Raw genomic sequence first — 12,810 nt, forward strand, 5'->3', positions numbered from 1 at the left:
GGCGACTTTCCGGACCACTTGGACTACTCAGTCAGGACACGGTCAGGCCACGACGGGGGTCCCTCACTTGGTGTGGGCTTCGGGCATCACTGCGTAAGGGCTTTGCGCATCACTTTGTGAGGGCTTTGCGTATCACTTCGTGAGTGCCCTGCGAAGGCGTTCCTCGTCCACCCGCCAGAAGGTGTGCTGGGCGCCGTCGACCAGCACCACCGGGATCTGCTCCCAGTACTCCCGGTGCAGTTCCTCGTCCTGAGTGATGTCCTTCTGCTCCCAGGGGACCCCGAGGTCTCCACAGACCTTCTCGATCACCACCTGTGCGTCATCACACAGATGACACCCCGGCTTCCTGATCAGCGTGACCAGCCGCTCCCCGGGACCCTTCGTCGAGGAACTCCCGGGATTCTCCGTACGACGCCCACCGCGCCGGAACATGGGACTCATACCGGCCATTCTCGCGCCTCCGCGCCCCCTGGAACCCCCGTCGTCCCGCAACGCGACAACCTGCCCCGGCGCCGGCCCGACACCCCGCCCGGAGCGCTTCTTTAACGGCTCGGTCGCAGAGAGTTCACAGCACCGAATCCTCTCGACTCCGGAACCACCGAACAAACTGGCTATGCTCACGACATGGCCGCTCTCGGATGGCTCACTCCCCGTAGGCGCTCCGCCACCGCGCGGAGCGTGTTGGCAGGCGAGGCCTCGGCGGAGGCAGCGCGCAAGTCCTCGCAGGAACTGCAGGATCTGGAAGAACTGGAAGAACTGGCGCCGGACGCCGCCGCCCAGGAACCGGAGTTCCCGGTGCTCGGTGACGAGAAGGCCGCCGCGTTCTTCGACCTCGACAACACCGTGATGCAGGGTGCTGCCCTCTTCCACTTCGGCCGGGGTCTGTACAAGCGGAAGTTCTTCGAGACGCGTGATCTCGCCCGATTCGCCTGGCAGCAGGCGTGGTTCAGGCTCGCCGGGGTCGAGGATCCCGAGCACATGCAGGACGCCCGCGACTCGGCTCTGTCGATCGTCAAGGGGCACCGGGTCTCGGAGCTGATGTCGATCGGCGAGGAGATCTACGACGAGTACATGGCCGAGCGGATCTGGCCCGGTACGCGGGCGTTGGCCCAGGCCCACTTGGACGCCGGGCAGAAGGTGTGGCTGGTCACGGCGGCGCCGGTGGAGATCGCGACGGTGATCGCGCGGCGGTTGGGGCTGACCGGGGCGCTGGGTACGGTCGCGGAGTCGATGGACGGCGTCTACACGGGCAAGTTGGTCGGGGAACCGCTGCACGGGCCGGCGAAGGCGGAGGCGGTTCGCGCGCTGGCCGCGGCGGAGGGGCTGGACCTCGGCCGCTGCGCGGCCTACAGCGACTCGCACAACGACATCCCGATGCTCTCGCTGGTCGGCCACCCCTACGCCATCAACCCCGACACCAAGCTCCGCAAGCACGCCCGCACCTTCGACTGGCGCCTGCGCGACTACCGCACCGCCCGGAAGGCGGCGAAGGTCGGCATCCCCGCGGCAGCCGGCGTCGGCGCGGTAGCCGGCGGCACAGCAGCCGCAATCGCCCTGCACCGCCGCCGCCGCTGACGCCACCGTTGCGCGCCTCCGGCCCGGTGGGCGGGTCGGGGCCGTGTCGGTACATCCGCCCCGTCGGCGCCGCTGACGCCGCCTTCGTGCGCGCCCGGCCCGGTGGGTGGGGCGGGGCCGTGACGGTACATCCGCCCCGTCGGCGGTTGCAGGTCGGCGTGGTGTCGTTGCTCGGCCTGGTGGCCATTACGTGGCGACGGGGCATTTGATGTACCGTCACGGCCCCTTCCGTGCGTGGGCGGCTGCGGGTGCGTGGGGGCCGGCATTTGGCTGCGGGTGTGGCACCAACCAGCCGGTCTGTCGCACCTCCGACTCCTCCACTGGCTGCGCCTTCTTCCCCCGGCCGACGATCTTTTAGCCCGTCCGGCGTTTGAGGACGAGGCCGTCAAGGCCGATACGGGGGTCCGGGGGGCGGAGCCCCCAGGTATGGGACGGGTAGGGGCGGAGGGGGCGATGAACCAATCCCGTCGTCCTACCCGGACAACGCACCCGCCAGTCCCGTTAACCGCAGACGGCCACAACACGCCCCGCACTCAAACGGAACGCGGACCAATCCGATCAACAACCGGTCACTAACCGGCACTTGAAGAGGCGTCGATCAGTAACAGAAGCGACGTAATCGATGATTTGAGCAACTGGGTGTAGCGCTGCCTGTACGAAGCGTTATTCTCCTCAGACGCAAACCGGTACCCCTCCGTCGCTACGACGGGTGAACGGTCCCGCACTGCACGTGATGGAAGCTCTGCCTCTGGGAGTCCCGTGTACTCACACGTCGGGGTTGACGCCTCGGGCCTGGCTACGCTGCGCGCAACGGTCCTGGACCGTCTGCGCGGCTTCGTCCCCACCGCGTACGCCGTCCCCGCCTTCGCCGTCCCCGCGCCCGTCGGCCCCTGCTACGCCCTGGCCGACGGCAACGCGGCGGTCGGCAGACGGGGCCGCTCGAGCTCGGCCACCACCGCACGCCGCCCGGCCGCAGACAGTGACAGCGCCCGGATGATGGACCTCGTGGAGCGCGCCCAGGCGGGCGAGGCCGACGCCTTCGGCCGTCTCTACGACCAGTACAGCGACACGGTCTATCGGTACATCTATTACCGGGTGGGGGGAAAGGCGACCGCCGAGGACCTCACGAGTGAGACCTTTCTGCGGGCTCTGCGGCGGATCGGCACCTTCACCTGGCAGGGGCGCGACTTCGGTGCCTGGCTGGTCACCATCGCCCGCAATCTCGTCGCGGATCATTTCAAGTCCAGCCGCTTCCGGCTGGAGGTGACGACTGGGGAGATGCTCGATGCCAACGAGGTCGAGCGTTCGCCCGAGGACTCCGTCCTGGAGTCCCTGTCGAACGCCGCGCTCCTCGACGCCGTACGCCGGCTCAACCCCCAGCAGCAGGAGTGCGTCACGCTCCGCTTCCTCCAGGGGCTCTCCGTCGCCGAGACCGCCCGCGTGATGGGCAAGAACGAGGGTGCCATCAAGACCCTCCAGTACCGGGCCGTGCGCACCCTCGCCCGGCTCCTTCCGGACGACGCCCGCTGAGCACCCGCTGAGGAGCGTCCCCGCCGCGCCCGGCCCTGGTACGGCTCCATACGCTCAGCGACGCTCAACTCACCTTCTGTAAAAGTCCGTTGACTTCGCGGTCCGATCATCCGTCGTCCGTAACCCAAGTGCCGCGACGCTCGTTGTGCGGGATACAGGCTCCCTGTGGTCACACCCTGACCAGCACCGATCACTCGATCGTGTGGATCTGGTCAGGGTGTGCAACCCTCAGGACCCCCTGGGGAGTCGACCGTCATGACGAGAGGAGGTGCCGCCAGTGATCGCGAACGTATCGGCACACCGGCGGGCGAACGCCTTCGCCCAGGCCCTGGAGGAGCAGTCCGACCAGGGCACGGCGGCCGAGCAGCCCGATGGATCGGCACCGTCCCAGGCTGCGTCGGAACAGACCGAGCAGGGCCTGCTGTTGGCCCTTGCCACCGGTCTCGGCGAGCTGCCCAAACCGGAGCTGGACCCCGAGGTCAAGGTCGTGCAGCGAGCCCAGCTCGTCGCCGCGATGGAGGCCATGCTGCTGGAGGGCACTGCCGCTGGAGGCGAGGGGCGGGACCCTGCGGTGCCCGAGCAGCGGTCTCATCGGGCCAGGGGCGCGCACCGGGCGAGCGGGCTGGGGAAGTTGCGACCGAGGTCCCGGCTGTCCAAGGGCCTGGCCGCGGGCGGGCTCACCGTGGGTGTGGCCGCGGGAGCCTTCGGCGGCGTGGCCGCTGCGAGCTCCGACGCCCTGCCCGGTGACTCGCTCTACGGGCTCAAGCGAGGCATGGAGGACATCAAGCTGGGCCTGGCCCACGGCGACAGCGACCGGGGCGAGCTCTACCTCGACCAGGCGTCCACGCGCCTGAGTGAGGCGCGCCGGCTGATGGAGCGCGGCCGCTCGGGGCCCCTCGACCACGAGTCCCTGGGCGAGGTCCGCCGCGCCCTGTCGGGCATGCAGCACGACGCGTCGGAAGGCCACCGCCTGCTGCACGAGGCGTACGAGCGGGATGGCTCGCTGGGCCCCATCCAGGCCCTGTCCGCCTTCTCCCAGTCGCACCGCGAGGCCTGGGGCACGCTGCGCGACCGGCTGCCCGTGCAGCTCGGCGACGTCAGCAACCAGGTGTCGTCGGTCTTCGACGCCATAGACGAAGAGGTCGGCCCGCTGCGCTCGCTGCTCCCGCCCGCGCCCTCCCAGGAGGGCACCGGCCGCCACCGGGGCAAGAGCGAGGAGTCCACCGGCTCGTCCGGTGCGGACAGTTCGGCGCCCAGCGCCACCAGCAGCTCCTCCACCGCAGGCCACAGCAGCGGCAAGCCCAAGCCCTCCAGCTCGGGCAGCACCAGCGACGGCCTGCTCGGCGGCAACACGGGCGGCCTCCTGGACCCGCCCAAGGACGACACCAGCTCCTCCCCGTCCAGCAGCAAGAGCAGTGCGACCAGCCAGCCGGACGTCACGCTGCCGCCCCTACTGCCCGGTCTCCTGCCGGGCCTGGGCATCGACAGCGAGGACGCGACCTAGCGACTCCGATACGACGGTGGGGGCGCCCTTCTCGGGAAGGGCGCCCCCACCGTCGTATCGCCATGCCCAGAAGGGTCGTGCAGGCACGCTCAGCAGAAACGTATGCGCATGATCAGAAGAAGACGGACCTGCGCTGCACCAGCAGCTTGTACAGCGTGTGCTGGATCTGTTCCCTGACCTGGTCCGTCAGGTTGAACATCAGCATCGGGTCCTCGGCCGCCTCCGGCGGATAGCCGTCCGTGCGGATCGGCTCGCCGAACTGGATCGTCCACTTCGTGGGGAGCGGGATGGCGCCCAGCGGACCCAGCCACGGGAAGGTCGGGGTGATCGGGAAGTACGGGAAGCCCAGCAGGCGCGCGAGGGTCTTCGCGTTGCCGATCATCGGGTAGATCTCCTCCGCGCCCACGATCGAGCACGGGATGATCGGGGTGCCCTGCTTCAGCGCGGTGGAGACGAAGCCGCCGCGGCCGAAGCGCTGGAGCTTGTAGCGCTCACTGAAGGGCTTGCCGATGCCCTTGAAGCCCTCGGGCATCACACCGACCAGCTCGCCGCGCTCCAAGAGCCGTTCGGCGTCCTCCGCGCAGGCGAGGGTGTGACCGGCCTTGCGCGCCAGCTCGTTGACGACCGGCAGCATGAAGACCAGGTCTGCGGCGAGCAGGCGGAGGTGGCGGCCCGCGGGATGGTTGTCGTGGACGGCGACCTGCATCATCAGGCCGTCCAGCGGGAGCGTGCCGGAGTGGTTGGCGACGATCAGCGCGCCGCCCTCGGACGGGATGTTCTCGATGCCCTTCACCTCGACCCGGAAGTACTTCTCGTACAGCGGCCGGATGAGGGACATCAGGACCTGGTCGGTGAGCTCGGCGTCGTAGCCGAAGTCGTCGATCTCGTAGTCGCCCGTGAGCCGGCGGCGCAGGAAGGCCAGCCCCCCGGCGATACGCCGCTCCAGGCCACCGCCGGGGCCCTCCTGCGGCTTCTGGGGCGGCTGTTTCTCACGCGTCACGGGAACATCATCCTGCGCGGAGAGCCGCCCGGGCAGAGGCTGCACCTCACGTACCACCACGGGATCGCCCTTGAGCCGGCTCCCCGCGGCCCGGCGCCTCGGCGGGCGCTGCACAGCACCCCCGCGCGACCGGTCGTCGTCGAACGGAATGACCTTGGCATCCGCCATCGTTGATGCGCTCCTCAGTTGGCGCTCTGCGTCGGGGGGTGGCCGCCGCCCAGGACGGGCAGCGCGGCGATCCGGTCGACGGCCCCCGCAAGGGCCTCGGGGGGCAGGAGTCCGGGCCCCCGGCTGCGGGCGAAGTCCGTGAAGGTCTCCGCCGTCGTGTACTTCGGCTTGTATCCCAGTGTCTCGCGCATCTGGTTCGTGGACACGACCCGGCCGTGCGTCAGCAGCCGCAGCTGCTCGGGCGAGAAGTCCGTCACGCCCAGGGTACGCACCGCCGTGCCCGCCCAGCTGAGCGCGGGCAGCAGCAGCGGCAGCGTGGGCCGGCCGAGGCGCCGCGCGCACTGCGAGAGCAACAGGACGCCGTCGCCCGCGATGTTGAACGTGCCGCTGTTGAGCGTCCCGCGCTCCGGCTCGTGCGAGGCGAGCCGCAGCACCTCGATGACGTCGTCCTCGTGCACGAACTGCAGCCGCGGATCGTAGCCGAACACGGTCGGCAGCACGGGCAGCGAGAAGTACGAGGCGAGCGGCGAATCCGCGCTCGGCCCCAGGATGTTCGCGAACCGCAGCACGCACACGGCGACATCGGGCCTGCGGCGCGCGAAGCCGCGTACGTACCCCTCGACCTCCACCGTGTCCTTCGCGAAGCCGCCGCTGGGCAGCGACTTGGGCGGCGTCGTCTCGGTGAAGACGGCGGGGTCCCGCGGCGCCGACCCGTACACGTTCGTACTGGACTTCACGACGAGCCGCTTGACCGTCGGGGACTTCTGGCAGGCGCCCAGCAGCTGCATGGTGCCGATGACGTTGGTCTCCTTGACCGTGGTCCGGCTGCCGCTGCCCAGCGCCGTGCCCGTCACGTCCATGTGGACGACCGTGTCGACGGAGTGCTCGGCGAGCACCCGAGCGATGGTGGGCTGCCGGATGTCGGCCTGGACGAAGTCGGCGCCGCCCAGATGGTGCTCGGGCGGGACCGCGTCCACGGCGATCACCCGATCCACTTGCGGGTCACGCTGGATCCGTCGTACGAACCGGCCCCCCAGCTGTCGGGCCACTCCGGTCACGAGCACGACCTTCCCCAAGATCAGCGCCTTCCTTCCAGAAATGGACGTAGCTCTGCTCGTACCCTGCCGCGTTCCCCGTGTGCCGCCAACTTAGCGGGTTGATGTTGCGCTGTGATGACCGCCCGATGCACGAAGTGACGACACCCACAGACGTACGATCAGAGCCAGCCATTCGGCCTACAGACGTGGGCACGGTTCAACCGCGCCTCACGCGCGCCTCACAACGGCGATCGAGTGGCGATCGCGCGGCTGGGTGGTGATCCGACGGTGATCGGACGGTGGCCGGAAATGCCTGTGGCCCCCCACCGGCTGGTGGGGGGCCACAGTACGCGCTTCTGCGGCGCCGCTTACTTCTTGTTGCGACGCTGAACGCGAGTGCGCTTGAGCAGCTTGCGGTGCTTCTTCTTCGCCATCCGCTTGCGCCGCTTCTTGATAACAGAGCCCACGACTACCCTCGCTCACTTCTCTTAACTCGGTGCTGGGCTGCATGGGCCCACACGACCTATGAGGGGCCAGCCTACCCGTCCGAGCGCCGAGGTCGTAATCGAGGGGTTCCGGGAGAGCGTGGACCGTCTCCCGGAACACCGTCAGGCCGTCTCCACCCCCACATAGCTCTCGCGGAGGTACTCGTGAACCGCTTGCTCCGGCACCCGGAAGGACCTCCCCACCCGGATCGCCGGCAGATGACCGCTGTGCACCAAGCGGTACACGGTCATCTTCGACACTCGCATCACCGAGGCGACTTCCGCCACGGTAAGGAACTGAACCTCGTTCAGAGGCCTCTCGCCAGCTGCAGCCATGACACACCTGAACCTTCCGCACTCGACGGACACCGGCTTCCCCTTCCGGTGACACTTCGTCGTTGCGTGCTCACTCCCCAGAGTAGGGGCGGGTGATGCGAGTGGGGAAGAGGAGCTGCCATCGGCCGCCTACTGTGACAGACACGCTCGATTGAGTACATAGCGAGTAAGCGGTCGGTAGTAATCAGACCGCACAGCGTCATCAAGCGGAACGACGACGGACACCCGCCCCTCTGCCTCTCCGACGAAGAGCGCAGGATCGTCCGTATCGGCCAGCCCCATCGCCTCGAACCCCAGCTGACCTGCCCCGCAGACCCATCCGTGGTCTCCGATGACCAGCTCCGGGAGCGGCCCGCCGGACTCCGCGGCGGCGGCCAGCGCGGTCCGAACCGGGAGGGGCGAGTGGGTGTGTGCGCCGGTCGCACGACCGGTGGCCTGCACGCCTGGTTCGCGCACCAGCGCGACACCTTGTACGTAGTCAAGGTTGTACGTGCGTAGACCGAACCGGGTCGTTATGTCGACACAGCCACCCTGCGCGGGGGTGAGGACGGTACACCCCGCCGCCGACAGGGCGTCCGCCAGCGCGGCGTAGAAACCGATCAGTCGGTGCGGATGACCGGTGCCGAGGAGGACGGGGTCGCGGTTCCGGGCCGCCTCGCCGATCCGTTCCGCGAAGGCATCGAGAGCCGCCAGGGTTCGCTCCGGATCGATCACATCATGCCCTGATGTGTGCAGCGGATCGGCCGAAACCCCACACTTGTCGGCCATCAAGGCGATCAAGTCCCGCTGCTGCCAGGTCCACTCGGGATCGAGTCCGAGCAGTACGCGGGGATCGCGGGCGGCGAAGAGCCGATAGCTGCGCAGGCTCTCCTCGCGCGAGGTGGCCACAGGCCCGGCCAACCGGGCGGCCAGTAGGTGTGCACGCAATGCTCCGGTGCTCAACACGACAGCGATGCTGACGCATGGACCGCCGCCGCACGCCCAAAACAAGGGAAATGCCCCACAGTTGGCGTAATGGGGACGCTCTTTAGCCCGTCGGACGTTTGAGGACGAGGCCGCCAGGCCGATACGGGGGGTCTAGGGGGCCGAGCCCCCAAGTAACGGGTAGGGGCGAAGGTGGCGAAAATCCCGCTAGGCCAGCAGCCCCCGCAACGGAAACACGGCGCGCCGCGTGGCGACCACCGCCTGGTCGAGCCGGTCCGCCGGGTCGTACCCCGACTCCCAGTCCTTCCAGGACACGGGCCACCGCCCATCGGTCATCCGCGCCGGCGCCAACTGCCGTGTACGGGCGAAGACTTCCTGCCGCCAGCTCTCAGGAATCACCGTCTCGGGATCGACGGGCCGTCCCGCCGCGATGGCGACGAGATGCGTCCACGACCGCGGCACGACGTCCACCACGGCATACCCGCCCCCACCCAGCGCGATCCAGCGCCCGTCGGCGTACTCGTGCGCCAGCTCATGACACGCCACCTGCACGGCCCGCTGCGCATCGAGCGAGACGGCGAGATGCGCCAGCGGGTCCTCGAAGTGGGTGTCGGCGCCATGCTGGGTGACCAGCACCTGCGGCCGGAAGTCGGCGATGAGCTCCGGCACCACGGAGTGGAACGCCCGCAGCCACCCCGCGTCCCCGGTCCCGGCCGGCAGCGCCACATTCACGGCACTCCCCTCAGCGCCCTCGGCCCCGGTCTCCTCCGGCCAGCCGGTCTGCGGAAACAGCGTCCGCGGATGCTCGTGCAGCGAGATGGTCAGAACCCGCGGATCCCCCCAGAAGGCCGCCTGCACCCCGTCCCCGTGGTGCACGTCCACATCCACGTACGCGACGCGCTCGGCCCCCAGCTCCAGCAGCCGCGCGATCGCCAGCGAGGCGTCGTTGTAGATGCAGAACCCGGACGCGCCACCGGGCATCGCGTGGTGCAGCCCGCCCGCGAAGTTCACCGCGTGCAGCGCGTCCCCGTGCCACACCGCTTCCGCGGCCCCCACGGACTGCCCGGCGATGAGCGCCGACACCTCGTGCATCCCGGCGAAGGCGGGGTCGTCCATGGTCCCGAGCCCGTACGACGGGTCGGCGGACCCCGGATCGGCGGACGCGGCCTTGACCGCCTCCACATAGTCCTCGCGGTGCACGAGCCGCAGCGTCGACTCCCCGGCCGGCTTCGCCGCGACCACATCGACCTCCCGGTCGAGCCCGAAGGCATCGACCAGTCGCCGGGTCAGCGCGAGCCGGACCGGATCCATCGGGTGATCCGGACCGAAGTCATAGCCCGTTACTGCCTCGTCCCACATCAGCTGTGCGCGGCCGCTCATGCCCGTCACCGTATCGGTCCGGTTCAGGAATGAACGACCGGGCATACCCCAAGGTCACCAGGACGAGGACCATCGGTACGAGCATGGCGCCGCGGTAGTTCCAGGCGTCCCCCAGCGCGCCCACCAACGGCGAACCGATCAAGAAGCCCACGTAGTTGAAGATGTTCAGCCGCGCGATCGCCGTGTCGGACGCCCCCGGGAAGAGCCGCCCCGCCGCCGCGAAGGTCTGCGGCACGATCACGCACAGCCCCAGACCCAGCAGCGTGAACCCGAGCATCCCCACCCACGCCCCCGGCGCCACCGCCACCACCGCGAAACCGAGCGCCGCGACGACCGCCCCCAGCCGTACCACGGCCACGGCCCCGAACCGCCGCACCCCGAAGTCCCCGACAGCCCGCCCCACCAGGGTCATCACCATGTAGACGTTGTACGGGACGGTCGCCAGCTGCTCCGAGCTGCCCAGCACGTCCTGCAGATACTTCGCACTCCAGTTGGAGACCGTCGAGTCCCCGATGTACGCGAACGTCATCACCAGGCAGAGCGGCAGCAGCAACTTGAAGACCACGGGCCCTGCCTCGGCCGCCTCCTCCCCCTCCGGGGCGCTCCCGTCGACGTACCACCGACTCCCCACGAAGGCGGCCGGCAACAGCACGAGCACAAACGGCAGATAGGACACGAGCAACGACAGATGCCAGTGCGCGCCCGCCCATGCGAACGAGGCACCCACGATCCCGCCGAGGCTGTACGCGGCATGGAAGCCGAGCATGATGCTGCGTCCGTACGTCCGCTGCAGGCTCACCCCGAGCATGTTCATGGAGGCGTCGAGCGCGCCGACCGCGAGCCCGAAGGCGCCGAGGGCGACCGCCAGTTCGACCAGTTGGTCGCCCGCGCCGACCCCGAGCAGCGCGAGGAGCACGACGGGCTGGGACCAGCGCAGCAGTCGGCTGGGCGGTATTCGCTTGACCAAGTGCTCGGTCGTCACGCTCCCGACGCCGGCGAGGATGGGCACGGCGGCCAGGAAGGCGGGCAGCAGCGCGTCGGAGACCCCGTACCGGTCCTGGATGGCCGGAATGCGCGTCACGAGCAGCGCGAAGGTGGCGCCTTGAGCGAAGAAGCTGAACGCCAGAGAGGCCCTACCGCGCCGCAGCACATCTGTCATGGCGGCGAGCGTAGGGCCCCGGCTTACCGGTGGGTAGATCAAGCCGAAGATGAATTTTGCTCAGCTCCGTGGATGAAGCCCCGTCACCGGGCCTGCAGTGCCAGCTCCTCCTCCAGCATCTTCTCCATCGGGCCGGCGGCGAGCCCACCGCTGATCAGCATGGCCAAGGCGATCGTGGCGATCATGATGACCGTGCCGAGCCAGACCATCGTGTCGATCGGCAGCGTGTACGCGCCCACGATCCGCACCAGGCACTCGCCGAACAGAGCCACGCCCCAGACGAGGGAGAAGGTCCGCTCGGCCTTCTGGAACCGCGGGGAGCCACTCAGCAGCCGCTCCCAGGCGAGGGTCTTCACGGCGTCCCCCTTGGTGATGAACGGCTTCAGCCCCGCCGTCATCATCGGCTTCCCGAGCTTCACGGAGACCAGGATGCCGATGCCGACCACACTGCTGATCCCACTGTCCTTGGCCAGCATCAGCCGCGGGTCACCGGCCACGAAGCTGAGCAACAGCCCCGCGACGTTGACGAAGAGAATCAGCGCGGCCAGCCCGTTGAACCTCCGCTCCTTCACCGCGCCCCACACGGTCCGCACCGCCGGCACCACACTGCTCCACCCCAGCGCCGCCATCGTGCTCATCCCGAACCCGTCCTTGAGCAGGTAGTACGACCCGAGCGGCACCGCCACGTCCACGATCAGCGGCAGAAAGCTCTGCCGGACGGCATGCGCCTGAGCGGCCGGGGTGACCTCGGTGACCTGGGTGGCTGCCGCTTCGATGCCGGTCTCGGTGGCCGTGATGCTCATGATCGGGGTCCCTCCGTCGTCACTGTGTACGTCCCGTTTCGATGTACTCAGCTTCGCGGTCGGCCCACCCTGCCAACAGAAACGATCGTCCGGAGCTCGGCATGACAAATGTCAGTGCCGGCCGATGGGGCTCGTCATACCAGCAGGTCAGCCAACTCGCCCATGTCGGGGAAGAGTTGCCTGGCCCCGACAAGCTTGGCGGCGGGCGTCATGGCCGTGAACCCGTACACGTCCATCCCGGCAGCGTTCGCCGCCTGCACCCCGAGCGGACTGTCCTCGATGACGACACACTTCTCCGGCGGTACGCCCATGCGCTCGGCCGCGTGCAGAAACAGATCCGGCGCCGGCTTGCCCCGCCCCACGTCCTGGGAACTGAAGACGCGCCCCTCGTCGAACCACCGGTCGAGCCCGGTCTTCCGATGCCCCACCCGAATCCGCTCATGACTCCCGGAGGAGGCCACGCAGTACGGCACCCCGTCCGCAGCCAGCTTCTCCAGGACCTGCACGGCACCGGGAACGGGCTCCAACTCCCGCTCGAAGGCGGCGAAGACGCGCCCGTGGAAGACGTCATCGAAGTCGCCCGGCAGCCGCTTCCCGCTGCGCTCGTGCACGAGCTCGTGGATGCGATGCATGGCGGACCCCATGTAGTCCCTGATGGAGTCCTCGTACGAGGTCGGGTGCCCGAGCTCGGTCAGATAGGCGGCCAGGATCGTGTTGGAGATCGGCTCACTGTCCACGAGGACGCCGTCGTTGTCGAAGATCACCAAGTCATAGCGCATAACCAGACCCTAAACGCAGAAAACCCCCTTGCCGGATGGCAAGGGGGTTTTCTCTACAATTAGTTCGGCGGCGTCCTACTCTCCCACAGGGTCCCCCCTGCAGTACCATCGGCGCTGTGAGGCTTAGCTT

Annotated in this window: 13 protein-coding genes; 3 read left to right on the plus strand and 10 right to left on the minus strand. The window is 68.8% G+C overall.

Annotation, left to right across the window (positions count from 1 at the left end; all coding sequences use genetic code 11):
- Positions 1–132: 132 nt before the first annotated feature.
- Positions 133–450: a glutaredoxin family protein gene (locus ACFY0T_RS43720; RefSeq protein ID WP_388884112.1), complete on the minus strand. Its 318-nt coding sequence runs from the start codon at positions 448–450 to the stop codon at positions 133–135.
- Positions 451–624: 174 nt separating this feature from the next.
- Between ACFY0T_RS43720 and ACFY0T_RS43725 the strand changes: the two genes are divergently transcribed.
- The 3 genes from ACFY0T_RS43725 to ACFY0T_RS43735 all read left to right on the plus strand — a co-directional run bounded on the left by ACFY0T_RS43725 (position 625) and on the right by ACFY0T_RS43735 (position 4,609).
- Positions 625–1,575, plus strand: coding sequence for an HAD family hydrolase (locus ACFY0T_RS43725; protein ID WP_388884113.1), 951 nt, complete (start codon positions 625–627; stop codon positions 1,573–1,575).
- A 759-nt stretch (positions 1,576–2,334) separates the two neighbouring features.
- Positions 2,335–3,105: an ECF subfamily RNA polymerase sigma factor, BldN family gene (locus ACFY0T_RS43730; RefSeq protein WP_388884114.1), complete on the plus strand. Its 771-nt coding sequence runs from the start codon at positions 2,335–2,337 to the stop codon at positions 3,103–3,105.
- Positions 3,106–3,382: 277 nt separating this feature from the next.
- Complete coding sequence (locus ACFY0T_RS43735) at positions 3,383–4,609, plus strand: DUF5667 domain-containing protein (protein WP_388884115.1); 1,227 nt, start codon at positions 3,383–3,385, stop codon at positions 4,607–4,609.
- Between the two features lie 112 nt (positions 4,610–4,721).
- Here the strand turns inward: ACFY0T_RS43735 and ACFY0T_RS43740 are convergent, their stop codons facing one another.
- From ACFY0T_RS43740 to ACFY0T_RS43780, 9 genes are all read right to left on the minus strand, one after another.
- Positions 4,722–5,777: a lysophospholipid acyltransferase family protein gene (locus ACFY0T_RS43740; RefSeq protein ID WP_388884116.1), complete on the minus strand. Its 1,056-nt coding sequence runs from the start codon at positions 5,775–5,777 to the stop codon at positions 4,722–4,724.
- A 14-nt stretch (positions 5,778–5,791) separates the two neighbouring features.
- The gene (locus ACFY0T_RS43745) at positions 5,792–6,853 is read right to left on the minus strand and encodes an NAD-dependent epimerase/dehydratase family protein (protein ID WP_388884117.1); all 1,062 of its coding nucleotides are present in this window, start codon (positions 6,851–6,853) and stop codon (positions 5,792–5,794) included.
- 329 nt (positions 6,854–7,182) lie between these two features.
- Positions 7,183–7,281, minus strand: coding sequence for a 30S ribosomal protein bS22 (locus ACFY0T_RS43750; RefSeq protein WP_003948845.1), 99 nt, complete (start codon positions 7,279–7,281; stop codon positions 7,183–7,185).
- Between the two features lie 141 nt (positions 7,282–7,422).
- Positions 7,423–7,635, minus strand: coding sequence for a helix-turn-helix domain-containing protein (locus ACFY0T_RS43755; RefSeq protein ID WP_004984898.1), 213 nt, complete (start codon positions 7,633–7,635; stop codon positions 7,423–7,425).
- A gap of 129 nt (positions 7,636–7,764) precedes the next feature.
- The gene (locus ACFY0T_RS43760; RefSeq protein ID WP_388884118.1) at positions 7,765–8,580 is read right to left on the minus strand and encodes a phosphatase; all 816 of its coding nucleotides are present in this window, start codon (positions 8,578–8,580) and stop codon (positions 7,765–7,767) included.
- 186 nt (positions 8,581–8,766) lie between these two features.
- The gene (locus tag ACFY0T_RS43765; protein WP_388884119.1) at positions 8,767–9,939 is read right to left on the minus strand and encodes an acetoin utilization protein AcuC; all 1,173 of its coding nucleotides are present in this window, start codon (positions 9,937–9,939) and stop codon (positions 8,767–8,769) included.
- A complete protein-coding gene (locus tag ACFY0T_RS43770) occupies positions 9,890–11,098 on the minus strand; it encodes an MFS transporter (protein ID WP_388884120.1) in 1,209 nt (402 codons plus the stop codon). The genes ACFY0T_RS43765 and ACFY0T_RS43770 overlap by 50 nt, the downstream gene beginning before the upstream one ends.
- 83 nt (positions 11,099–11,181) lie before the next feature.
- The gene (locus ACFY0T_RS43775; protein WP_388884121.1) at positions 11,182–11,901 is read right to left on the minus strand and encodes a VC0807 family protein; all 720 of its coding nucleotides are present in this window, start codon (positions 11,899–11,901) and stop codon (positions 11,182–11,184) included.
- 134 nt (positions 11,902–12,035) lie between these two features.
- Entirely contained in the window at positions 12,036–12,680 is a 645-nt protein-coding gene (locus tag ACFY0T_RS43780) for an HAD family hydrolase (protein WP_388884122.1), read from the minus strand.
- Positions 12,681–12,810 lie beyond the last annotated feature (130 nt).

It is taken from the genome of Streptomyces sp. NPDC001530 (assembly GCF_042894545.1).
Classification (GTDB): domain Bacteria; phylum Actinomycetota; class Actinomycetes; order Streptomycetales; family Streptomycetaceae; genus Streptomyces.

Coding starts and splice junctions, on each gene's coding strand:
- ACFY0T_RS43720 (WP_388884112.1), bottom strand. CDS start 450: ATGGCCGGTATGAGTCCCATGTTCCGGCGCGGTGGGCGTCGTACGGAG.
- ACFY0T_RS43725 (WP_388884113.1), top strand. CDS start 625: ATGGCCGCTCTCGGATGGCTCACTCCCCGTAGGCGCTCCGCCACCGCG.
- ACFY0T_RS43740 (WP_388884116.1), bottom strand. CDS start 5,777: ATGGCGGATGCCAAGGTCATTCCGTTCGACGACGACCGGTCGCGCGGG.
- ACFY0T_RS43755 (WP_004984898.1), bottom strand. CDS start 7,635: ATGGCTGCAGCTGGCGAGAGGCCTCTGAACGAGGTTCAGTTCCTTACC.
- ACFY0T_RS43765 (WP_388884119.1), bottom strand. CDS start 9,939: ATGAGCGGCCGCGCACAGCTGATGTGGGACGAGGCAGTAACGGGCTAT.
- ACFY0T_RS43770 (WP_388884120.1), bottom strand. CDS start 11,098: ATGACAGATGTGCTGCGGCGCGGTAGGGCCTCTCTGGCGTTCAGCTTC.
- ACFY0T_RS43775 (WP_388884121.1), bottom strand. CDS start 11,901: ATGAGCATCACGGCCACCGAGACCGGCATCGAAGCGGCAGCCACCCAG.
- ACFY0T_RS43780 (WP_388884122.1), bottom strand. CDS start 12,680: ATGCGCTATGACTTGGTGATCTTCGACAACGACGGCGTCCTCGTGGAC.